General features: G+C 57.7%; 17 protein-coding genes. 5 read left to right on the top strand and 12 right to left on the bottom strand.

The features are described from left to right. Window positions 1-56: 56 nt before the first annotated feature. The 3 genes from dnaE (at window position 57) to tilS (ending at window position 5,969) form a co-directional block, all read left to right on the top strand. A complete protein-coding gene (gene dnaE, locus C8E00_RS06105) occupies window positions 57-3,569 on the top strand; it encodes a DNA polymerase III subunit alpha (RefSeq protein ID WP_133695724.1) in 3,513 nt (1,170 codons plus the stop codon). Window positions 3,570-3,736: 167 nt separating this feature from the next. Further along, window positions 3,737-4,690 (top strand): acetyl-CoA carboxylase carboxyl transferase subunit alpha, encoded by a 954-nt coding sequence (accA, locus tag C8E00_RS06100; RefSeq protein WP_133695722.1) that lies wholly within the window; start codon window positions 3,737-3,739, stop codon window positions 4,688-4,690. Beyond that, the gene (gene tilS, locus C8E00_RS06095; protein WP_133695719.1) at window positions 4,674-5,969 is read left to right on the top strand and encodes a tRNA lysidine(34) synthetase TilS; all 1,296 of its coding nucleotides are present in this window, start codon (window positions 4,674-4,676) and stop codon (window positions 5,967-5,969) included. The genes accA and tilS overlap by 17 nt, the downstream gene beginning before the upstream one ends. A 71-nt stretch (window positions 5,970-6,040) precedes the next feature. On the opposite strand, the gene C8E00_RS06090 is transcribed toward tilS, so the two are convergent. The 11 genes from C8E00_RS06090 to C8E00_RS06035 form a co-directional block, all read right to left on the bottom strand. Then, entirely contained in the window at window positions 6,041-6,913 is an 873-nt protein-coding gene (locus C8E00_RS06090; protein WP_133695716.1) for an AEC family transporter, read from the bottom strand. Then, window positions 6,913-8,358 (bottom strand): FAD/NAD(P)-binding protein, encoded by a 1,446-nt coding sequence (locus C8E00_RS06085; RefSeq protein ID WP_133695714.1) that lies wholly within the window; start codon window positions 8,356-8,358, stop codon window positions 6,913-6,915. The genes C8E00_RS06090 and C8E00_RS06085 overlap by 1 nt, the downstream gene beginning before the upstream one ends. Before the next feature lie 119 nt (window positions 8,359-8,477). Continuing rightward, window positions 8,478-9,572, bottom strand: a complete 1,095-nt coding sequence (locus C8E00_RS06080) for an alkene reductase (protein ID WP_133695711.1) — start codon at window positions 9,570-9,572, stop codon at window positions 8,478-8,480. A 9-nt stretch (window positions 9,573-9,581) separates the two neighbouring features. Next, the gene (locus C8E00_RS06075) at window positions 9,582-10,526 is read right to left on the bottom strand and encodes a pseudouridine-5'-phosphate glycosidase (protein ID WP_133695709.1); all 945 of its coding nucleotides are present in this window, start codon (window positions 10,524-10,526) and stop codon (window positions 9,582-9,584) included. 225 nt (window positions 10,527-10,751) lie between these two features. Next, the gene (locus C8E00_RS06065; protein WP_133695704.1) at window positions 10,752-14,654 is read right to left on the bottom strand and encodes an amino acid adenylation domain-containing protein; all 3,903 of its coding nucleotides are present in this window, start codon (window positions 14,652-14,654) and stop codon (window positions 10,752-10,754) included. A gap of 45 nt (window positions 14,655-14,699) precedes the next feature. Beyond that, a complete protein-coding gene (locus C8E00_RS06060) occupies window positions 14,700-15,599 on the bottom strand; it encodes an EamA family transporter (RefSeq protein WP_133695701.1) in 900 nt (299 codons plus the stop codon). Continuing rightward, entirely contained in the window at window positions 15,586-16,248 is a 663-nt protein-coding gene (gene upp, locus C8E00_RS06055; RefSeq protein WP_133695699.1) for a uracil phosphoribosyltransferase, read from the bottom strand. The genes C8E00_RS06060 and upp overlap by 14 nt, the downstream gene beginning before the upstream one ends. Window positions 16,249-16,261: 13 nt before the next feature. Beyond that, the gene (locus C8E00_RS06050) at window positions 16,262-16,948 is read right to left on the bottom strand and encodes a phosphoribosylanthranilate isomerase (protein WP_133695697.1); all 687 of its coding nucleotides are present in this window, start codon (window positions 16,946-16,948) and stop codon (window positions 16,262-16,264) included. 216 nt (window positions 16,949-17,164) lie between these two features. Further along, window positions 17,165-18,103, bottom strand: a complete 939-nt coding sequence (locus tag C8E00_RS06045) for a LysR family transcriptional regulator (protein ID WP_133695695.1) — start codon at window positions 18,101-18,103, stop codon at window positions 17,165-17,167. Between the two features lie 489 nt (window positions 18,104-18,592). Further along, window positions 18,593-19,225 carry a nitroreductase family protein gene (locus C8E00_RS06040; protein ID WP_133695693.1) on the bottom strand — a complete coding sequence of 211 codons (633 nt, stop codon included), beginning with the start codon at window positions 19,223-19,225 and terminating at the stop codon, window positions 18,593-18,595. A 42-nt stretch (window positions 19,226-19,267) separates the two neighbouring features. Then, complete coding sequence (locus tag C8E00_RS06035) at window positions 19,268-20,212, bottom strand: DMT family transporter (protein ID WP_133695691.1); 945 nt, start codon at window positions 20,210-20,212, stop codon at window positions 19,268-19,270. A gap of 75 nt (window positions 20,213-20,287) precedes the next feature. Between C8E00_RS06035 and C8E00_RS06030 the strand changes: the two genes are divergently transcribed. Further along, window positions 20,288-20,800 carry a MarR family winged helix-turn-helix transcriptional regulator gene (locus C8E00_RS06030; protein WP_133695688.1) on the top strand — a complete coding sequence of 171 codons (513 nt, stop codon included), beginning with the start codon at window positions 20,288-20,290 and terminating at the stop codon, window positions 20,798-20,800. 8 nt (window positions 20,801-20,808) lie between these two features. On the opposite strand, the gene ppx is transcribed toward C8E00_RS06030, so the two are convergent. Continuing rightward, on the bottom strand, window positions 20,809-22,335 hold the full coding sequence (ppx, locus tag C8E00_RS06025) for an exopolyphosphatase (protein ID WP_133695686.1): 1,527 nt from the start codon (window positions 22,333-22,335) through the stop codon (window positions 20,809-20,811). Between the two features lie 120 nt (window positions 22,336-22,455). On the opposite strand from ppx, the gene C8E00_RS06020 reads away from it, so the two are divergent. Continuing rightward, window positions 22,456-22,788, top strand: coding sequence for a thioredoxin family protein (locus C8E00_RS06020; RefSeq protein WP_133695684.1), 333 nt, complete (start codon window positions 22,456-22,458; stop codon window positions 22,786-22,788). Window positions 22,789-23,107: the final 319 nt, after the last annotated feature.

Below are 23,107 nucleotides of genomic sequence, written 5' to 3'. Positions count from 1 at the left end.
TCATTCAGGAGGATGCCGTCCGGGCGGCATCGTTCGTTTCGTCTCAAGAGCTCGTCATGACTACGCCTTTCGTTCATCTGCGCGTGCACAGTGAATATTCCCTGATCGATGGCCTGGTACGCTTGAAGCCGCTGATCGAAGCGACGGCTGCGAGCGGCATGCCCGCCGTGGCCGTGACCGACGATTCCAATCTGTTCGGCCTGGTCAAGGCTTACAAGGGGACGCAAGGCGCGGGACTCAAGCCGATCATCGGCGCCGATCTGTGGATGGAGAATCCCCATGACGAGTCGCATCCCTATCGTGTGACGCTGCTGGCGATGGACAACGACGGCTATCGCCATCTGACCGAGCTGATCTCGCAGGGCTGGAGCGAAGGCCAGCAGCGCGGCCAGGGGATCCTCAAGAAGGAGTGGATCTTTGCCCGTAGTGCGGGTCTGATCGCGCTTTCCGGGGCCCGCGACGGCGAGATCGGCCGGTACCTGCTCGCCGAGCACGGCCAGGCGGCGCGCGAGCTGTGCCAGGGCTGGAAGGCGGCCTTTCCGGGGCGGTTCTATCTGGAGCTCCAGCGGACCGGTCGCGAGCATGACGAGGAGTGCCTGCATCTGTCGGTGGCCCTGGCGGCCGAGACCGAGACGCCGGTGGTGGCGACCAACGATGTGCGCTTTCTGACCCGTGAGGACTACTGGGCCCACGAGACGCGGGTGGCGATCGGCGAAGGCAAGGCACTCGACGACCCCAGGCGCGAGCGCCGCTACAGCGAAGAGCAGTACCTCAAGACCCCGCAGGAGATGGCGGAACTGTTCTCGGACCTGCCCGAGGCATTGGAAAACAGCGTGATGATCGCCGCGCGCTGCAACGTCGATGTGCCGTTGGGGGAAATCTTCCTGCCCGAGTACCCGGTGCCGGACGGCATGAGCATGGACGGTTTCTTCCGCAAGATTTCCCATGACGGCCTCACCGAGCGGCTCGACAAGCTGTTCTCCGGCGAGCGACCGATCTACCCCGGCCGCGACCTGGCCGAGTACGAGCCGACCTACCGCGAGCGCCTCGACTTCGAGCTCGACATCATCCTCGAGATGGGCTTTCCCGGGTACTTCCTGATCGTCATGGACTTCATCCAGTGGGCCAAGGACAACGACATTCCGGTGGGCCCCGGGCGCGGGTCCGGGGCCGGGTCGCTGGTGGCCTATGCCCTCAAGATCACCGACCTCGACCCGCTCGAGTACGATCTGCTGTTCGAGCGCTTCCTCAACCCCGAGCGTGTGTCGATGCCCGACTTCGACGTCGATTTCTGCATGGAGAAGCGCGACCGGGTCATCGAGTACGTGGCGAGTCGCTACGGGCGTGACGCCGTCTCGCAGATCGTGACCTTCGGTACCATGGCCGCCAAGGCCGTGGTGCGCGACGTGGCGCGCGCCCAGGGCAAGCCGTACTCGATGGGCGACAAGCTCTCCAAGCTGATCCCCTTCGAGGTCGGCATGACCCTGTCCAAGGCCATCGAGCAGGAACCGGCTCTCAAGGAGTATCTGGACAGCGACGAGGAGTCCCAGGAAATCTGGGACATGGCCCTCAAGCTCGAAGGCATCACGCGCGGCACCGGCAAACACGCCGGCGGGGTGGTGATCGCGCCCACCAAGCTCACCGACTTCTCGCCGCTGCTGTGCGATGAGGACGGCAGTGGCCTGGTCGTGCAGTACGACAAGAACGACATCGAGGAAGCCGGGCTGGTCAAGTTCGACTTCCTGGGGCTGCGCACGCTGACCATCATCGACTGGGCGCTGGAAATGGTCGACACGGTACGCGCCCGCGAAGGCCAGGGGCCGCTGGACATCGCCTCGATTCCGCTGGATGACGTGCCCACCTTCGACATGCTCAAGAAGGCTGAGACCACGGCGGTCTTTCAGTTGGAATCGCGCGGCATGAAGGAGTTGATCAAGCGCCTGCAGCCCGACTCGCTGGAGGACATGATCGCCCTGGTGGCACTGTTCCGTCCGGGGCCGCTGCAATCCGGCATGGTCGATGACTTCATCAACCGCAAGCACGGTCGCGCCGAGGTGGCCTATCCTCACCCGGATTACCAGCATGAGCTGCTCAAACCCGTGCTCGGGCCCACCTATGGCATCATCCTCTATCAGGAGCAGGTGATGCAGATCGCCCAGGTGATGGCGGGTTATAGCCTGGGGCAGGCCGACATGCTGCGTCGTGCCATGGGCAAGAAGAAGCCCGAGGAGATGGCCAAGCAGCGTGCCGGCTTCATGGAGGGCTGCGCGGCCAATGGCATCGACAAGGACCTGGCCGGTAACCTCTTCGACCTGGTGGAAAAATTCGCCGGCTATGGCTTCAACAAGTCGCACTCGGCGGCCTACGGCCTGGTCTCGTACCAGACGGCGTGGCTCAAGGCGCATTATCCCGCGCCCTTCATGGCGGCGGTGCTGTCCACCGAAATGGACAACCTCGACAAGGTCGTGCCATTGATCGAGGAATGCCGCAATCAAGGGCTTACGGTGACGCCGCCGGACGTCAACATGGGGAGCTACAAGTTTACCGTCGATGAACGAAACCGTGTCGTCTATGGGCTGGGTGCGATTCGCGGCGTGGGCGAGGGGCCCATCGGGGCGATCGTCGAGGCGCGCGAGGCGGACGGTGCCTTCAGCGACCTGTTCGACTTCTGCCGCCGGGTCGATGCCAAACGCCTCAACAAGCGCACCCTGGAGGCGTTGATTCGCTCCGGCGCGCTGGACAATCTCGGCCCCACCCGCGCGGTGCTGATGGCCTCGCTGGAGGCGGCGCTCAAGGCCGCCGCGCAGAGCACCACCAATGCCAATCTGGGCATGATGGACATGTTCGGCGAAGCGTTCAGCGAGCCCGAGGCCGGCGATGCCTACGCCGACTATCGCGGGGTGCGCGAGTGGACCGACAAGGAGCGCCTGGCCGGCGAGAAAGAGACGCTGGGTCTGTATTTGACCGGCCACCCCATCGACGAATACGAGAGCGAGCTCAAGCGCTTCGTGTCGACGCGCATCGTCGACCTGAAGCCCCAGCGCGGCGAATCGCAGCGGGTCGCGGGGCTGGTGGTGGCCATGCGCACCATGAAATCCAAGCGCGGCGATACCATGGCCTTCATCACCCTGGACGACCGTACCGGACGCATCGAGGCCTCGCTGTTCGGTGAGATGTACGATCAGATGCGTGGCAAGCTCGGCGCCGACGACGTGCTGATCATCGAAGGCGAAGTGAGCACCGACGATTACTCGGGCGGGTTGCGCCTGCGTGGCAAGGAGGTGACCCCGATGGTCGATGCACGCACGCGCTATGGCGAGGCCGTGGAACTTTCCGTCGACGGCGCACGTCTCAATGGGCGTTTCGCCCGTAGCCTGCACGATAGCCTGACGCAGTGGCGCGACCCTCAGGGCCTCCCGGTGCGTGTGCGCTACCGCAATCCCCAGGCTCGCGGCATCGTGGAACTGGGGGAGGCCTGGCGCGTGGCGCCTAGTGACGACCTGCTCATTGCTCTGCGTGAGGTAGAGGGCCAGGAGTCGGTGACGCTGCGCTATCGGGGCGGGGCGTGAGCGTGCTGATGGGGTTCCCTGGCACTGAGTGTCTTGCGTGATGCGTTCAGGGTGCGATAATGCCGGATTACGGCCGGTTGGCGCCATGCCCTGTCCGTCACAGCGTCGCCTCGCGCGGCATCGGACGTGCGGCCCCGGGCTGCCCAAGACCACAAAGTAGACGTTCTATGAATCCCAACTACCTGGACTTTGAACAACCGATCGCCGAGCTGGAAGCCAAGATCGATGAGCTACGCCTGGTCGGTAACGACAGCCGTATCAGCTTGAGCGACGAAATCGGCAAGCTTGAAGAAAAGAATCGCAAGCTCACCGAATCGATTTTTCGCGATCTCAGCGCCTGGCAGGTATCGCAGCTCTCGCGTCACCCCCAGCGTCCTTACACGCTGGATTACCTCGACAGCCTGTTCGAGGACTTCGACGAGCTGCACGGCGATCGTCATTTCGCCGATGACGCCGCCATCGTGGGTGGCGTGGCGCGTCTCGACGACAAACCGGTGATGGTCATCGGTCATCAGAAGGGGCGTGACGTCAAGGAGAAGGTGCGGCGCAACTTCGGCATGCCGCGCCCGGAAGGCTATCGCAAGGCATGCCGGCTGATGGAAATGGCCGAGCGCTTCAAGATGCCGGTCTTGACCTTCATCGATACCCCGGGCGCTTATCCGGGGATCGACGCCGAGGAGCGCGGCCAGAGCGAGGCCATCGCCTACAATCTGGCGGTCATGTCGCGCCTCAAGACGCCGATCATCTCCACCGTCGTGGGCGAGGGCGGCTCCGGCGGGGCGCTGGCGATCGGCGTCTGCGACGAGCTGCAGATGCTGCAGTATTCGACCTATGCGGTGATCTCCCCGGAAGGCTGCGCCTCGATTCTGTGGAAGAGCGCCGAAAAGGCCTCCGAGGCAGCGCAGGCCATGGGTATCACCGCCGAGCGCCTCAAGGAGCTGGGCTTCGTCGATACCTTGATCAAGGAGCCGTTGGGGGGCGCGCACCGCAACCCGCAGAAGATGGCCGATAGCATCAAGGACGCCCTCGGCGCCAGCCTCGAGCGGCTGGAAGCCATGGAGACGGATGACCTGCTGTCGCGTCGCTATGATCGTCTGATGAGCTATGGCGCGCCCCAATAACGCGCGGTCGACCCCCGAAGCCCTTGTCGACGACGCCCTGGCGATGATCTCGCCGGGGCGTCGTGTTTGGGTGGCGCTCTCCGGTGGGCTGGATTCGTCGCTGCTGCTGACACTCGCGGTGGCCGCCTGCCGCCGCCATCCGCGCCCGCTGTATGCCTTGCACGTCAATCATGGCCTGCAGGATGCCGCTGCCGCGTTCGAAGACCATGCGCGATGGTTGTGCGGGCGTCTCGGGGTGCCGTTGTTCGTAGAGCGTGCCACGGTCGAACGCGGCGCACGGGGCCTTGAGGCTCACGCCCGTGACGCTCGCCTGGCGGCGTTCGCCCGACGTGTCGCACCGGGAGACACATTGCTGCTGGCCCAGCATGCCGACGATCAGGCCGAAGGTCTGTTGCTGGCGGGTTTACGCGGTAGTGGTTTGCGTGGCATGGCCGGCATGCCCGAGAGCCGCGAGTGGCAAGGGCGTTTCATGGTCCGGCCATGGCTGTCCGTGACGCGGGCGGCGCTGGAGTGTGAGGCCGAGAAACGAGGCCTGCGTTGGATCGACGACCCGAGCAACGCAGACCAAGGCTTCGATCGCAACTATCTACGCCACACGGTCATGCCGGCGCTGGCGGCGCGCTGGCCGAGTGCGGCGGCATCGCTGGCACGCACCGCCGAGCAACTGGGCGAGAGCGATGCGCTGTTGGAGGAGTTGGCCGAAGAAACCTTGCAGGCCTTGGGCGGCGCTGCGGCCTGTTTGTCGGTGGCGGATGTCCTGGCGCTCTCCCGCCCCCGTCAGCGGCTTCTCGTGCGCCATGCCTGTCGGCAACTCGCTCTGCCTACGCCGCCGCGCGCGCGCCTCGAAAGCTTGCTCGACCAATTACAGGCCCGCGGCGACGCACAGGTCCATCTCGCCTGGCCGGGTGGAGAGGCCCGGCGCTGGCAAGGGCACCTCCATCTGCTGGCGCCGTGCGCCCCTGTCGATGTCGACTGGGAGGCCGCGTGGGATGGCGTCACCCCTCTGGAAACGCCGTCGGGTCCCTTGAACTGGCAACTGCTACCCGAGCCGCCGCGTGATGTTTATCTCACGCTGGGCAGGCGTCGGGGCGGCGAGACGCTGCGCGTGGCGGGACGCGGCCGGCGCGACGTCAAACGGCTCCTGCAGGAGGCCGGGGTACCGCCCTGGCAACGCGAGCGTGTGTGGCTGGTCTGGGAGGGAGACACTCTGGTCGGGGTGCTGGGCATCGCCGCCGCCGAAGGCTGGCGGCTGCGGGCGATGGCCGCTAAGGGGAATTAAAAGTCCCTCTCGCCATCCGAGGGACGAGGGGGGTTGGTGTCCAAGCCTGTGCGCGGGCCTAGGGATGACTGTTAACTCGCCATGAGTATCAAAGAAAAAACAAACACCAAAACAAGAGAAATTACCGTTCCACAGACTATCGTTTGCGCGGAATTTCCCGTGCCGCAGTAGTAGGTTTCCAACACTACGATATTGGCTGCTGGAGGGAGAAGAGGCAATAAAGCAAGCGCCCAGATACTGTCTGGAAAGGGGTCGTAACCTAAGCTTCGGCAGCCTCCGATAAACAGGGCGACCACGTTGGTTCCCACCACGGCTCTGACAATGGCATGCGGAATTGATGCTCGTAAACTCTGCAGTGTAACCTTGGAACTGTATAGCCAGATCCCTAAAATACCCATGCCAGCCATGGACATCAATTGCTTGGCAATATCATAGAGGACGCTGAGCTGTTCATTTTGCACCAGGCGTAGCGGCAAGACATGCAACACGAGACCCACTATAACGGCTATTACTGGCGGCATTTTGAGTAAGCGGTAGCTTAATCCGCGCCACGTCATACCAGACTGTAGCGCAAAGGACGCCGCAATGTTTCCGAAGATAGAGCTTCCCACGTAGGCTGCAATTATAATGCGACTGGCCCCGTCGCCAAAAAGAGCTATGGCAATCGGCAGACCGAGCCAACCTACATTGAGATAACTCAATGTCAGGGCCGTCAACCGATCCTTCCAAACCACATAGCCACACACAAACAGTAGCGAACAAAAGGCCACGCTGAATAGCGCCAGCGTTGCCGTACCGGGCTGATAGGCTAAAAGGTTGTAGATGATGATGAACGGGATGAGAACTGTAGTCAGCGTGATAGCTAAGGCATTTTTTATATCGGGCAACAATCGGCCTAGCAGGATACCGCTAAGTAAATAGGCCAGAGGCGCAAGAAGTGACATCAGGCTATAACCCCCCTGCGCGGCTCAAGGCGAATTTCGATGGCCAGGTAATAGGCCAGCTGGGAGGCGCACTGCGCATTGAACCAGAAGGCATTGGTAGAAAAAAGCGCTCCTTTGGCCAATGGCCCAAGACAATAGATTCCTGTGGATCGAGTGTCGTTCTCTAATCCATAGGTTAGGGAGTCGACTCTCAGGCCGCCGCAGGGATGAGCAATCGCCAACTGTTTGTTCAACAAATTTCGGACAAGTGGAGAAGAGACTTGCTGCATGTCGCCTGAGCCACCGGTTCCATCGATCAGGATGTTGGCAAGTATGCGCGTGTCTTTGGTCTCAAGTATATACTGCCCTCTTTGGCGTTTGATGGGCGCCACCGGGCGATGCAAATGCAAACGACCCTCTTTTGCGTACTGCTGAAGCTCTCTGACAATATCGGCAGGTATCGGATGCCGCCAGCATGCCCAGAACGACCCGAAGCTACGTTGAAAGTCCTGACGCTCTCGTTCTCCAAGCTTGCGCCAAATCTTGTGGGCATAGAATCGAGTCGAGCCTAACGTATCCTGAAAGGGGAGATCGGCGTTGTCAGCGCGTGATAACAGGTAACCCCAATAGGACTTGAGATTCCCCTTCAACAGGAACCTGTTGGCTCGAGGGACTTCCGGATTAGGCATCTGTTTTATCTCGGCTTTGAGCAATTTAATAACACTGGGCAGCCGCGTCTCACGAGGATGCTGGTTCAACTCGGCCTTTAACTTGTCCCAGATGAAGTGCTCAGGGTGGTAGGACACGCCTTTCGAGATTACCGTGGGCGCAAACCCGCTACGTGAAAACATGTGTATTGACTGGGTTCCCAGTCGAGCCAGCGATCGGACACAGTCCACTGCCGTTAGCCCTGTCCCTGCGACCAACGCGCATTCGGGGGCCCGCGTATAGGCAATCTCTCTGGGTTGTACCGGATTCATGCCCGAGGCAGTGTTGAATGTTGGTGCGGAAATAGACCCTAGAGCAAGCACGGTCCTTCGCGTCATGACCTCGCGCCCATCGTTAAGCCGAATAACTTGGTAGGCAGTATGTGTATCGATATCGCTGGCGTGGGTGTGAAACTCAGTGATTGCAAGTTTGTCGCCGGCCAAGGTCCGATAGATATACTTCAGGTAATCTGAATACGTCACGCGTGGTGGGTACGGGTCCTCCTGTCCTCTCTGCTGACGCATCCACGTGGCAAACCCTTGTGGGTCTTCTGGGTCGATTCCCATTAGCTCGGGTGGCGTGTTCACCTTGTGAAAATATTCAGCCTGTCCAAAGGCTAGCCCAGACGAAAAGCTTTCCTCAGGCGAAACCAGGGCAACACGGATCGGATCTAAATCCTGCTCATACAAATGGGAATGCAGCTGGCGGAGGAAACTGACCCCAGTCGCACCAAAACCAACGATTGCAACATCATGCATCAGCCTAATCCTTTTTCGGCTGCACGAGGGCAACCTGCCTGTTTATGGGACAGGTCGCCTAGTTCACGGCTGCGGTTCATTCTTCGGCGTCTTGACGATGCCGCCGAAGGCACTGGGGATCAGGCAATGGATGCGCACTGCTCCAGAGTCGGGTAGTCGGTATAGCCTCGGGCACCTCCCCCATAGAAGGTAGTTTCATCCACGCTGTTTAATGGAGCTGACAGGCGAATCCGAGAGACCAGGTCTGGGTTGGCCAGGAATAGGGCGCCGAAGCAGACCCCGTCGGCGAGGTCCGTATCGAAGAGGGTTTTTAGTATGCTTGGAGTGGCCGGCCAGGCGGTGGCATCCGCATGCGGGTTCAGGATGAGCGGACCGCGCCACATCGCCCTGATGGCCTCTGTCTGCGGCCGGTTATTGGCTTCCATAATATGTAGGTAAGCCAGGTCCTCCGGTATACGCTCCAGGAGCGCCTTGTAGAGTTCTGGGGTATTTCCTTCAATGATGTCGTTAAAAGGATTATATGGGGAAATTCTTACCCCAACACGCCTGGCGCCGATGGCCTGAACGCAAGCGTCAATCACCTCCAGGGCAAAGCGAACACGCCCCTTAATGCCGCGACCATAGCCATCAGTGCGCTGATTGCAGTTTTCTGCCATGAATTGATGGATTAGAAAGCCATTACCGGCATGGATCTCAATGCCGTCGAAGCCTGCCTCCATGGCATTTCGGGCAGCCTGGGCATGCTCAGCGATCGCCTGATTGATATCAGCCTCAGACATGGCACGAGGCGTCGGGTAATCCTTGGGACCTTCGGGAGTGAAGGCCTGTCCTTGTGCAGCAATCGCTGAGGGCGCAATTGAAGCATGTCGGTCAGGGTAGAGGGAGGGATGCCCAATGCGTCCAGCGTGCATCAGCTGAACAACAATCTTGCCTCCCTTGGCATGGACGGCCTCGGTCACCTGACGCCACGCTGTTATTTGCGCTTCACTATGCAGGCCTGGTGTATTCATGAACCCTTGTCCTACGGCGCTGGGCTGTACACCCTCGGTCACGATCAAGCCTGCCGTGGCCCTCTGGGCGTAATATTCGGCCATCAATGGCGTTGCAAGGCCCTCGGGTGTGGCACGATTGCGTGACATGGGAGCCATGACAAATCGGTTTGCAACGTCTATCGCACCGAAGCGTGCCGGGGTGAAAGCGATTGAACGGGTCATCTTGGATCCTTAAACAAAGGTAGATTCGCGTTGTAGTGAGGCGGCGACTTCGCCGGCAAGCTCAGCCGTACTAACCAGCACGGCGGCATTGGCCTGGGCAGAGCGTCCTTCTGTTGCCTGCTCAATGGCACGCATCAGGAACTTCGTCAGGCCATTGCCGGAAATCTGCTCAGTTTCAGCACGCTGAAGTGCATCGGTGATAACGCTTTCGACCTCGGCGCGAGGCAGTGCATCCTCGGGGCGAGGTGGTGTCGTGATGACGGGGCCACCCGGGGCGCCGCTGGCCCAATGAGCCAGGATTGCACGGGCTAGGGTGGGTAGGTCATCTATACGGTTGGGGCTACGCAAGCCACTGCTGTCGCAAAAGAAAGCGGGGAAATCATCCGAGCGGTAAGAGAGCAACGGCACGCAATGTGTTTCGAGAAACTCAAGCGTTAACTCCAGGTCCAGTATGCTTTTGGCGCCGGCACAGACCACGGCGACACGCGAGCGCGTGAACTGCACCAGATCTGCTGAGATATCCATGCTGCGTTCTGCGCCGCGGTGCACACCGCCGATGCCCGCTGAGGAAAACACTTCGACCCCCGCCAGTTCCGCACAGACCAGGGAAGAGGCGACCGTGGTAGCACCGGGCCCGCCTTTAGCAAGCGCGACAGGCAGGTCGCGGCTTGATACCTTCGGCACGGACTCAAGGGAAGCGAATCGTTCAATCCGATCCTGATCAGACCCTACCAGGATCTTACCTTCATCGATGAAAATCGTTGCTGGAACAGCCCCACCCCGTCTAACCGCATTCTCCACGGCCAGGGCCGTCTCTATGTTCAGTGGATATCGCAAACCGTGGGTAATGACGTTGGATTCCAACGCCACGACAGGACGATTACCGGCCAGCGCGTCAGCGACTTCTTCATTGAACGTTAATGGGATATCGCCATGTGTGGTCACGTAACGCATGTTCATTCCTTAATGGGGTAGTTCGGTTTCTTGATAAGCCGACTCCCGGCAGGTAGCAGCCTCGGAGCGATCACTCGGTCATGCCACTGCTCGGGCGTGACTGGCTCCAGGGCAATCGACACTACGGACGAGGGTGTTTTAAGCCTGTCGCACACCACCCGTGTTAGATCTTTGGCCAAGGCCTCTTTTTCTGCGTGAGTGAGCTCGACCGGGAAGTGGCTCAGTTCAATGTGCGGCATGGCTTACCTCCCGCTGTGAAGCCGAGGTTGTGGAGGTTTCCTCGAAACCCTGCGGGGGTTGGCCTGCGCGGGTGAGCATGCCGGCAAGCTCACGAACAGGGCCATCTCGAAGGATTTGGTAATGGTCGCTTGCCGAATACAGGACGCGCGGGGCCGCCGCGGCATAACTGCTGGCATTTTCCAGAAACGAGTAGTCGTCCCCTTGGGCTTTCACGATATCGATGGGTGCCGACACCCGGTGGACTTTGAGTTCAGCGAAGTTATACTCAAACTCATAGGTCTCACAGACGAGCTGGGTAATGCGCCTCACGGTATCTACGCCTACTTCAGGGCGTCGTGTGTGCACGTAACGGATGAAGGCCTCAAGGTTGGCACACTGAGCCATACAGCGCTTGGTCTCTTCGATGTCGACCTTGCCAAAGAAGACAGATAGGAGAATCGCAGCGAAGCCCAGATTGCTCAGATTCGCATCACGTTGTTCTGTCACCACCCCGGTATCAACATGAGGGTTCCCTGGGCAGATCAGGACCAGGTGGTCAATTTGTCTGCCTGCTTGTTCCAGCTGCCAAGCAGCCTCGAATGCCAGCCGGGCGCCGAAAGAATACCCCCATAGCGTTATGGGACCGCTCGGCTGCTTATGCTGGATTTCCTCGACATCCGCCCGGGCCATCTCTGCGATCGTTGAGTAAGGTGTCTCACCCTCATTGAGTCCATAACACTGGATACCGATGAATGGACGGGCCTGAGTTTGGGCCAGTGGGCGAAGGTTCATCGGATACCCGCCCAACCCAGGCCAGCAGAATATGGGGTAGGCGTCTGTTTTATCGTTCAGCGGAATCAGGCGCGAAGATGGGGTGGCCATACCCTCATCAATGCGAGTCGCTAGTTCACTTAGCTTCGGGCACTCGAAAACCACCTGGGCGGGGAGGTTCAGACCGAAATGCTTATTGATCGAGGCAAGCATCGATATCGCAACCAGGGAATTGCCACCCGACAGGAAGAACTCGTCCTCACGCGAAACGGGATCAAAATCCAACAAGTCGGACCAAAGGGTTGCTAGCCAGCGCTCGGTCGGTGAATCAGGCTCCTTATAGGGTTTAGCAGCGACGGCCTCGCGTAACTGATCCGAGGCGGCGACTGCTTTGTGATCGACTTTCCCGTTGGCCGAGAGGGGGAGCCTGTCAAAGACGAGAACTCTGTCGGGTATCATATAATCAGGGAGGCTTCTCGCCAGTTCATCGCGGATCATCTCTGCGGGGCCTTGCATGTGAACGCTGTCTTCATGCATGCCTTCGCTAAGCCGCTGTGCCTCGCTGACCTTGCCGCCTATGAAGAAGTACATCGGGCCAGATTCGATGCCCGCTTCGTGAAGAATCCCGTCAAATCGGCGAGCAGCGGGTAATGGGTTGCCCGATTTAGAACTGTAGCCCGATGACATGAAGCCAAAGCCGTGCTCATTACGCTGGAACTTGTGCAGTGCATAGCCCAGCGCCACATAGCCTAATGACGCATCCTGTTCGCGGCTCAGGATCGATAGGCCGACGCTTGAGCGATTGAAAACTTGCTGGTTGATTGCGATGACGTCTCGTGACGCAATGGCATTGTTCGAAATCAGCTTCCGCTTGTTTCTCATGATCTTCCAGGTCCCGGGCTCTAGGCCCTCTGTCCCAAGGCCCGTCGACTGGACATATAACTCGACATTCGGCCTCCAACCTCGTCCTGCTGGGACACAGGCAAAACTTCCAAGGTCAAAGTCGTCACGTTGGAGACCAAGGTGCGCTAACAGATATTCATGGCGAGGCGCGGGCGTAACACTGTGACCATCCTTGATCAGTACTTCATCGAGCAGTCCCAGCATGTGTCCCGTTTCGATCTCCAGGACTTCTCTAATGTTGTTCTTGTAGACCGGCTCTATGGCCTTTCGCTTGCCCGCGAAGTGGAAACGTAGCTGACGAGGCCCGTCTTCCTGAATGGCCGAGAAAGGGCTGGCCACACGAATCAGGGTGTGTCGTAAGGGATGATAGTAGTGGATTCCATCCTCAACATCTGGGATGCCGGCACACTCTACGTAGAGCTGAGTTGCGTATAGCGCTCCCGGGGATGCATAGGCATATTTGGGGAGAAGTCGGGCTTCACTCTGGAAGCTGCCGAACCAACGAAGCAGGTCGCTCAACAGGACGATATCCCATTCACGGGGTAGCTGCATGTCCTTGGGGCTCGCCATCTGGCGTTGCCAGTCGCTGATCAACTCTGCCAGCTCGTCTCGGGTCGTGATGCCGCCGTCATAGAAACGATAGGTTTTCCGGGCGAAGACCTTCCGTCGTTGCTCGTCGAAGGGCTGTGAGCCGGGCAGCGATGTAACCGCTGATGAGGCGAGAGAAAGATCATCACGAAGGCCCGGGTTGGCCAGCTGAGCCTTCACCTGAAGTTTGTTCGCCTTGGATTGGTGGTGACTGCCGGCGACCCCTTGGTCCATCAATGCAGCTTCTTTATCGTTCAGCTCGATGCAAGCCGTCAGCGATTGCCCCTTGGTTCGCTCGTCTTCAAGGACCACCACCGACGCATGGCGGACCCAGAGATGAGCTTCGATTGCTACGATGATTTCCTCAAGTTCAACGCGATAACCCCGCAGCTTTACCTGATGATCAGAACGCCCAGCAAAGCGTAGGGTGCCGTCGGCTTGCCGGGAACAGATATCCCCCGTCCGGTACAAACGTTGCTGTGGAGCCCCGGGTAGAAAAACAAAGCGTTCCCGGGTTAGTTCGGTACTGTTGCGATACCCTTTGGCTAGCTGAATCCCGCCAAGATAGAGCTCACCTTCCTCTCCGTCGGGAACGTGATTCATCTGCGAATCCAGGATATGGCAAGTTACCCCATCGACGGGTGTGCCGATTGATACCGCGCAGGACAGGTCGGTTAATTCATCTACACAGACATGATGCGATGTCGCATTGATCGTGCATTCCGTCGGTCCATACAGATTGACAAGATCGACGTGAGGCATCGAGGTGAGCACCTTGCGTGCGAGCTTCTGAGAAAGTGCTTCGCCACCGGAAAACAGTGTCGAGAGGCTTGTACAGCTCAAGAATGTCTCGTCTTCGACAAGCGCACTGAGCAGGGTGGGAACGCATTGGAGATTGGTCACACTGTGACGCTGGATACTGGAGATGATGGCATGCGCGTCACGGAACATACCTGGTCGGCCTGACACCACCGCTGCACCGACGGCTGGCGCGAGTAATTCCCACTGTGCAGCATCGAAGCTGACCGGTGTTTTTTGCAGGATTCTGACGCCAGGTCTTAGGTAAGCTTGACGGGACAGCCAACGCAACTGGTTGACCACTGCCTCTTGGCTGATCATGACACCTTTCGGCTTACCTGTACTTCCGGACGTGTAAATTACGTAGCCAAGGTCCTCCAAAGTGCATGTCGCAGCCTCACTCGCTGGTTCTCGCAGGAGTTCTTCGAGCACCAGTACCTGGGTAGTGTGCGGCACCATCCTTTGTAGCTGGGCTTTTAGATGCGCCTGGGTGAGGATGGTGTTGCTACCGCTGTGCTCGACGATGTAACGAATACGTTCCTCAGGGTATTCAACGGCCAGCGGAAGATAGGCACGGCTGGCCCAGAGAATACCCCAGAGACCAGAGATCATTTCCGGCGAAGGATCGGCATAGAGACCCAGACACTCGCTGACGCCTGGCGCGCTAGAGAGAATCCCCTTGGCAATACTGCCCGCGGTCGAAGCGAGATCGGCCATGCTTACCTGGGTATCGTCAGAGATCACCGCTGGCGCGTCCGGCCTTGTACGGGCCTGCCAGGCAAGCATGCCGGAAAGCGTGTCCAAGGTTGTAGGAATGTCATGGGAAGGAAGCTGCGTGTTCAAAGCCATAGGAATACCCTTGCTGATCGGTTTAAAGACGTGGGCAGATGGGGTTCAGGCCTCTCCGTGCCTCGGACGTTGAAAACGGGCAAAAAGGTTTATATTGGGCTGCGCGAGGAATACCGCACCGAGCACCCCGACACCTCCCAGCAATTGCAACCAATTCAATTGCTCATTGAGGAACCAGTACCCCAGCAATGTCGCGGAGAGGGGGCTCAGGAGAGAGATGAAAGACACGGATAAAGCCGGCAGGCGCTCAATGCCACGGAACCACAGCGCATAGGCGGCGAGAGCTCCAAACAACCCGAGGTAACCCAGACCCAGCCAGTTACGTACTGTGAGGACCGGAGGGAGGCCTTCATAGACGAGGGCGATCGGCAGTAATGCGGCGCCTCCGAAGGCCAGTTGCCAGCCTGTGAACGTTAATAGGCTGGTTCCGGCGGGACGGCCCCAGCGCTTAGTAAGGACGATGCCCGTCGCCATGGACAATGCCCCCCCAAGGCCAGCTGTTACGCCAACGACGTTCAATTCAGCTTCAGGCCTGAGCACCACTAGAGCCACACCGACTGCCGCCAGCACACAGGCCAGTACCTGCGTGGCAGTAATGGCGTTGCCAAACAGTACTACTCCATAAAGCAGTACAATGATTGGCTGGATGGACATGATCAGTGCAGCTACCCCTCCAGGGAGGTGATAGGCTGCGACGAACAAAAAATAGAAGAAGGCTCCTATGTTCAGTACGCCCAACAGTGCCGCCCGGACCCACCAGCCACCTGTCGGCAGCTGGCGCCCGAAAGCAATGAGGATGAGGCCGGCCGGTAACGCGCGAAGCACCGCAGCTAGCAAAGGCGCATCGGGAGGCAAAAACTCCGTGGTCACCAGATATGTGCTGCCCCAGACAATAGGAACCAATGAGGTCAAAAAGATATTCAGGACAATGTTATGCCTGTCCATGAGCGGCCCCTTGTCTCGTTGTGCCAAAGTACCTGTCACCAAAGTCCCCAATGCCCGGTACCATAAAGGCCTCTTCGTTCAGTCGTTTCTCGACCGAAGAAGTCACGATAGTCAGGTTTGGATAGGTTGACTCGAGTCTCGCTAACCCTTCTGGTGAGGTAAGAACGTTCGCAAAAATGATGTTATGTTCTGGGACGCCACGTTCAAGGAGTTCACGCACAGCCATTATCGCCGATCCCCCTGTGGCTAGCATGGGTTCCAAAAGAAGCACATATCGATCAGCAATATCTTCAGGAAAAGCGGCGTAGTAGAGGTGAGGAAGCTTTGTCACCTTATTCCGCTGGATTAAGATCTTCCCGATAGGAAAGCCCGCCAGAATCGATGAAAGGGCATATTCCATGCTCTCTCCCGCTCTAACGACAGAAACAGCACAAAGAGGCTTGCTAAATTGTTGTCCTTCGTACAGTTCGCCGATAGGCGTTCTTACCTCGTAAGGCCGATAGGGTAAAAGCTCAAAACATTTTTCCAATATCAAACGAATCAGCCGATTCGCCTGGAAGACAAACAGTGAATGACTGGTATCACGGTGGCGTATCACCGAATGTATGGCTTTTAAGGACTTAGTCTGGTTCAAAACATGAACTGGCATGATTAAGCCTCCGTTACACTAGGGTTGTTGCACCAATTTCATCAAAAGCTGCACGTGCCTCTGAAACGAAGCGGCGGATCTTGTTTCGGTCCTTGCGCCCGTCAGGCCCTTCCAATAGCGAGTGTGCGTCGATGGCAGCAGGCTGAACCTCTCGTATAGCCTCACCAATATTTTCGGGAGAAAGACCACCAGCCATCATTAATGGGCGCTCAGAATGACGTACCAATTCCTTGCTCACTGACCAGTCATGTGTAATACCAGTGGCACCTTTAGCCCCGGTTATAGGGTCGAAAGTATCAGTTATATACATGTCTACCCATTCGGAGCTGTCATCAATAAGCTGGAGGAGACCGTTCATGTTATCTGAGCGAACAACGAGGCTTTTGAGCAAATAAAGGTCCGGGCGGGCCTCACGCAGCTTGGCTAACTCCTTCATGGAAATATCGCCATGCAGCTGTACAGCATCCAGACAGAGCTGGTCACAGAAGCGGGATACTTCGTCAGCCTCAGTCATATAGCTAATCAGAACGCCCCTGTGTGGTTTAGGCAATGACTGTAAAATAGAGGTAGCTTCAGATTCGCTGATATCGTCACGCCCTGAAGGAAGACGTAGCGGAAAACCTAGCCAATCCACACCTTCATTGATCAGCATGTCAGCTTCTTTGGCGTCGATGATTCCTGCAACCTGGATAATGCTCATGTCTGTCTCTTACCTTGTGTTCGACTATGGAAAAACAGCGTATTGCTGCGTTACAAGACGTTACTAGACTGAGAAATGATAGGATAGATATATTTGAGTGCGAACTGTGTTTACCGACAGTGCACAACATGAGGAGAGGCGAAGAATATAAAAAAAGCCCGCACAATTACGCTGCGGGCTTAATGAAGAAATATGTCTGAAAAATCTATGTAAAGTTTATGTGATACCGATGTGATTAGGTGTGGAAGGAAGCGTGTTCATTGAAAAATTATCTGCTAAAAAGTCAATAAATACGCGTAGCCTATTTGGTATAAAAGAGGTTTGTGAGTAAATTACCCAAATTCCTGAAGTTGGAAGCGACCAGTCTTGGAGCAAGGGAACCAAGTGCCCCTTCTCCAAGTCATCTCTGACATAGATCTCAGGTATGCGAAGAATTCCTTTTCCTGCGATAGCTGCTTGTCTCAAGGCGAGACTGTTATTTGATCGATACCTTCCAGAGACTTGTACGATGCACTCATCTGGATCGTCATTGGTAGGGCTGTCGAACTTCCAGCGATCAGGGGTCGCGACTTCCGTATAAATAAGTACGTCATGACGTCGAAGGTCACTTGGACACATGGGGGCAGTGCATCTAGCCAAATAATCGGGCGAAGCACATATGGTGTGAGTAAATTCGCCAATCAGTCGTGACCTAGTGCACGAGTCTTCCAAACGTTTTATACCCCGTATAGCAAGATCAAAACCTTCTTGGAGAAGGTCGACTTTGCTATCTGTTAGCACTACCTCTACTGAGATGTCGGGGTATCGCTCAAGGAACGTTGGTAGTAAGGGTGTGATGTACAACAGACCCAGGGAAAGTGGCACAGATACCCGTAGGTTTCCGCATGGGGTCGTACTGGATTGTCGTACCTCATCGTCAGCACCTTTCATGCTGGTCAGCATCCGACTGACTTTTTCGTAATAGTTGGCGCCAGCCTCAGTCACACTGATACCGCGTGTACTGCGCTGTATCAACGTGACGCCTAAATACTCTTCCAGTTCACGTATGTTCTTACTCACAGCCGAGCGAGACAGGCAAATGTCATTCGCCGCACGCGAAAAGCTTTGAGCCTCCACAGCTGCGCAGAACGTTTTCAAAGCAGTGAAGCGATCCATGGTTTGTGGCGTCCCAAGTTTGCGTCTATTGAACTTGCTCTTCACAGCCAATTTATATGGTTGTCATTGTCATCCGAGTGTGGGGTATCCGACACTGGTGTATCTAAGCCTGCAAAATTCTGGTTGTTTAGTAAATGTTGCGGATAGTGTAATTGGGTGGCTGAACGCTTTATCCTGCATAGACGTCAGATGTTTGCTTTGTTCCAAGAAGTCACTATGAAGGCTATGAGTACGAGGCTTTTACAGCTACGCTTGATGTCATACCGAGACCATCGGTTTTAGCTTGGCAGATTAATGTTAAGCTAATGTGAATATATCTTAACATCAAGGTGCACGGTTGCAAGAAGAAGCTGGTGTACCTGTGCAAGCGACGGTGCTAGGAATTTTCCAGACTAACCAGGACTGCCCTCTGTTAGCCTAGGGATGCTCTGTATGCAAAAAAGCCGCACAGTGGGTGCGGCAAGGCGGGACTTCTTATCTCTTACCTCATCACGTGTGAGTAATGAACGACTCTTTCGGCCAGCGCACCTTCTTAAGCGAAGTCATGGAATCATTACTCTCATCTCGCTCGCCTATGGCCATCACCACCACGCTGCGTAGCCCCTGGGCTTTCAGGTCCAAGAGCTCATCCAGAGCCTCAGGAGAGAAGCCTTCCATTGGTGTCGCGTCGACATGTTCTGTTGCCGCAGCGGCTAGCGCCATCCCGAGAGCAATGTATGCCTGCTTCGAGGCCCAATGCTCACGTTCCACTTGCGTTGGGTACTTTCGAAGGGTGCTCTTGATCGCATCTGTGTAGCCTGCAAGAGACGATAGTGGTAAGTCACGCTCTGAAGCGACGTGCTCTATAAACCTTTCCACGCTAGCCTCGTCGATAGTCGTCCAGGTGGCAAAAACTAATAGGTGGGATCCTTCCGTAACCTGTGGCTGAGGTACCGCTAACCCTCGAATCTTGTTCCTAAGTGCGGCATCGCTGACTACAGCCACGCTGTAGGGTTGCAATCCATATGAGGAAGGGGCCAAGCGTGCCGCTTCGAGGATCGTATCCAGCTTTTCCTGAGGGACTGTGTGTCCGTTCATGCGTTTCGTCGCATAGCGCCAGTTCAAGGCTTCCAAAAATGACATGCTACAAGCTCCTTATTTGACAGATGGGAAATGGCTGTGGGTTTAGGTCGTGGTCGCGCTGGGCTTGGTACGTCGTAGTCTTGCGCCGCGATGAAAAAGTATCGTGCCTAGCCCGATCAGAGCTGCAGCGGGGCCTAGATAGTTTGGCAGGGTCTCACCCAGGGCAAGGATGGCGATCCCTGAGCCGACCAGAGCGGCGACCGTCCCGATCTGACTGAAGTAGACAGGGCCGGCCAGTCGTTGCAGTAGGAAAAAGAATAGATAGAGGACGGTATATACGGCGATCAGCTCCAGAACGAGCCAAGCAGACGTCTTCGTGGCAATCAGCGAAACCGCTCGTCCGGATTCGAACACGGTTGCAAATGGAAGTAGCGAAGCGCCAGCACCGAGCAACATCAAAGCAGCAAGAAAGACTGGCTCGGCCTGGGACCGCCAGCGTAGCGTACGGTAAACATTGCCAAAAGCGATGACAGCGGGCATGGCCAAAACAATGGCAGCCCACCCCCAACTACCCTCTATTCCGCTGGCCTTTCCCAGGGTGAGCAGCACCCCACCGGCCAGGCCAAACAGCACGCCCAGCAAGCGATTCTTGATTAGCGGTTCTAGCCTCAGCATGACGACGAGCAGCCAAGTGATGAGAATAGGGAAGGCCAGGCTAAGCGAGACGAACCCAGCTCCTACATGCCTGATAGCCAGAAAGCCCATGGCATTTGGAAAGGCTAAAAGCATGCCAGAAACAAGGGCGTATTCGCAGAGGCGCGGGGATAGCTGAGAAGTCCGATGCTGTAGACGTGCGATTCCCAGCAATACGAGACCCGCGCCCGCCATGGATACAACAAGGAGGTGAAGCTTTGGCATACCGCTCGCTTCGGCCTGTTTGGCGACCACATATGACATTGCCAACAGGGTGCCGACAAGCAATAGGCAACCTAAGGCACGCCACTCGGGCAGAAACGTCCCCTTGCGCTGTAGTGCTGAACACGCCATGATCACTCCTGGCCATAGGAATTCATAAAGAATCTTTTCTTTAATTATCTTAGTGCAAAGGCAAATGGGAGTGCAATGGACAATGTCGAAAAGGCCACTCGACAGTGGTCGGAAGAGATGCCGGAGTTAAACCTCTTGGTAATGGCTGTGATCGGGAGGCTTAAGGTGGTCACTCGTCTGGTCCACCGCGACTATCTTGACCCTTTTTTCAAAAACCATGACCTTCAAGCAGGTGAGTTCGATGTCTTGGCCTCGTTGCGACGTGCAGGAGCGCCCTATGCTTTAGGTCCAACGAAGCTCTATGAAGCGCTTATGATCACTTCGGGGGGGATGACCAATCGTCTCGATCGGTTGGAAAAGGCAGGTTTGATTGCTCGATCACCCAACCCTGAAGATCGTCGTGGCACCCTAGTCTCATTAACCGATGCGGGGCTTGAGATGATAAATCGCATCGTCCCCCTGCACGTAGAGAATGAAGCGGTGGCCCTTTCAGGCCTTACGACGGACGAGCAAAACACCTTGAATGAGCTGCTTCGCAAGCTAATCGATGGGGTTGAGGCTGGCAGCCGCCAGCCTCGGCAAGATTAACAATTGAGTCAGGAACTCGTTTGGACTTCGTCCATCAACGGGCCCACTATCAGCGAAAACCCGGCGTTGCGCTGATAGAGCGCTTCCTGTTCCAGGTCGGCGCTCAGCAGGGGCTGATCGCTGGCCTGATCGAGGTACACGTATAGGGTCTCGCCATCGGCCTGGAGGCGGGCGTCGAGGACGGGTGCCTCAGGGCGCGAATGATTCAGGGCCACCGCCAGGCGCAGCAGTCGCGCCAGCCGTGCATAGGTGGATCGCGTGGCGGCGGGGAGGGTATCGAGTTCCTTGGCGGGAAACTTGCGTCGATGGGCACGTACTAAAAAGGCCAGGGACTGTTGCTCGGGACGCGAAAAGCCGGCCAGGTCGGAGTTTTCCAGTAGATAGGCGCCGTGGCGGTGAAACTGGCTGTGCGAGATCGCCAGGCCGATTTCGTGCAGCTCGGCGGCCCAGGCCAGAAACTGGCGCTGCTCCTGGCTCAGGGGCCAGACGTCGGCGACATGCGCGCAGAGGTGCTCGGCGGTGGTGCGTACGTTGCTGGCCTGACGCATGTCGACGTCGAAGCGTCGGCGCAGCGTGAGAAGCGCCGACGCGCGGGAGTCCTCGGCGGTATTGCGGCCGAGGAGATCGTAGAGCACGCCATCGCGCAGGGCGCCTTCCGAGTAACGCATGCGCTCGAGCTCGAAGGCTTCGAAGATGGCGCACAGAATCGCCACGCCGGCCGGAAACACTCGGGCTCGGTCGCTTTTCAGCCCCGTCATGCTCACCTTGTCGAGCCGTTTGCACTTGATCAACCGACGCCGCAGGGCCATGAGCCCCTGTCGGGTCACGATGCCTTCCGGGCCGTCGCCATAGGCGGCCTGGACGGCGGCGATGGCTTTGATGGTGCCGCTCGAGCCGACGGGATCCTGCCAGCCGAGCGCCTGATAGGGGCGTCGAATGTTGGCGAGTTCCGAGAGTGCGGCGAGTTCGGCCTTGCGAAAAGCCTTTTCGGTGATCTCTTCATTGGCGAAGAAGCGTTGCGTATAGGCCACGCAGCCCATGTGCAGGCTTTCCAGGGCGAGCGGCTCGAAACGTTCGCCGATGATGAATTCGGTGGAGCCGCCGCCGATATCGACGATGAGGCGGCGGCCGTGGACCTCGGCCAGCGCATGCGCGGCGCCAAGATAAATCAGACGCGCCTCCTCGCGGCCGGCGATGATCTCGATAGGGTGGCCGATCAAGGCTTCGGCACGGTCGATCAGCGTCTGGCGGTTGTGTGCCGCGCGCAGCGCATTGGTGCCGACAATGCGCACGTCACCGGGGTCGAGGTCACTCAAATAAGGCGCGAAACGCTCCAGGCAGGCGAGGGCACGCTGCATGGCAGCTTCGTCGAGGATATCGTCGTCGTCGAGACCCGCGGCCAGTTGTACTTTTTCACCCTGCTTGGCGACCACCTGCAGATCGCCGCCGACTTGATTGGCGACCAGCAGGTGGAAGCTATTCGAGCCTAGGTCGATAGCGGCAAGACGCCGTGGTGCCGGGTGGCGGCTGCTCATGCGAGGATCCTTTTGACAGAAGTATGGCAAGGTTGCGTGGCTGTCCGGTGCTTGTCAATTGTCGCCTTGCGGCGTCCAATAAGGCACCATTCATTGGCCGAACGTTCAGGGAGAAAGCGCATGTCCGAACGTATTGTCGAGGTGACGGATGACACCTTCGAGGGTCGCGTGCTGGAAGCAGCCACCCCCACGCTGGTGGCCTTCATGGCGTCATGGTGCGGCCCTTGTCTCGAATTGCGGCCGCGTCTGTCTGCCTTGGCCAGTGCGCGTGAGACGACGCTGCAGGTGGCGCTGTGCGATGTCGACCTCAACACCGCCACGGCGCATAAGTACGGTGTGCGCGGTATGCCGACCCTGGCGCTGTTTACCGATGCGGGGCTGGATACGACGCGCGTGGGGGCGTTGTCGACTGCGCAACTCGAGGCGTGGCTCGATCATCAGCTCACGCCCTGAGCCCCGGATCATGACGAAAAGCGCCTCTCTTAAAAGGTAAGGCGTGGCGCCGGGGTCTCATGCATGAGTAAAGTGGGGTTGCGTTTGGCGGGCGCCTTGACTACCATCGAGACGTTCGCCTGTTCCGAATGCTTCCTGACCGTTCACGCGGCATTGCCGTCGCGGTCCTTCAAGTCGTCAGATCGCCCCAAGTATTCTTGTCTCGCCAGGTCTCCCGATCAGGAGTCAGGCATGGCGCCAGGCGACGCGAACCGAATCTCTCAATACCGTTTTTCGCCAATCCCTCGCGCGGCGATGCCTTGAGGCATGAATGCGATGA

The sequence above is a fragment of the Chromohalobacter marismortui genome, assembly GCF_004364315.1.
Classification (GTDB): Bacteria; Pseudomonadota; Gammaproteobacteria; order Pseudomonadales; family Halomonadaceae; genus Chromohalobacter; species Chromohalobacter marismortui.
This window is presented reverse-complemented; position numbering and strand designations above follow the sequence as displayed.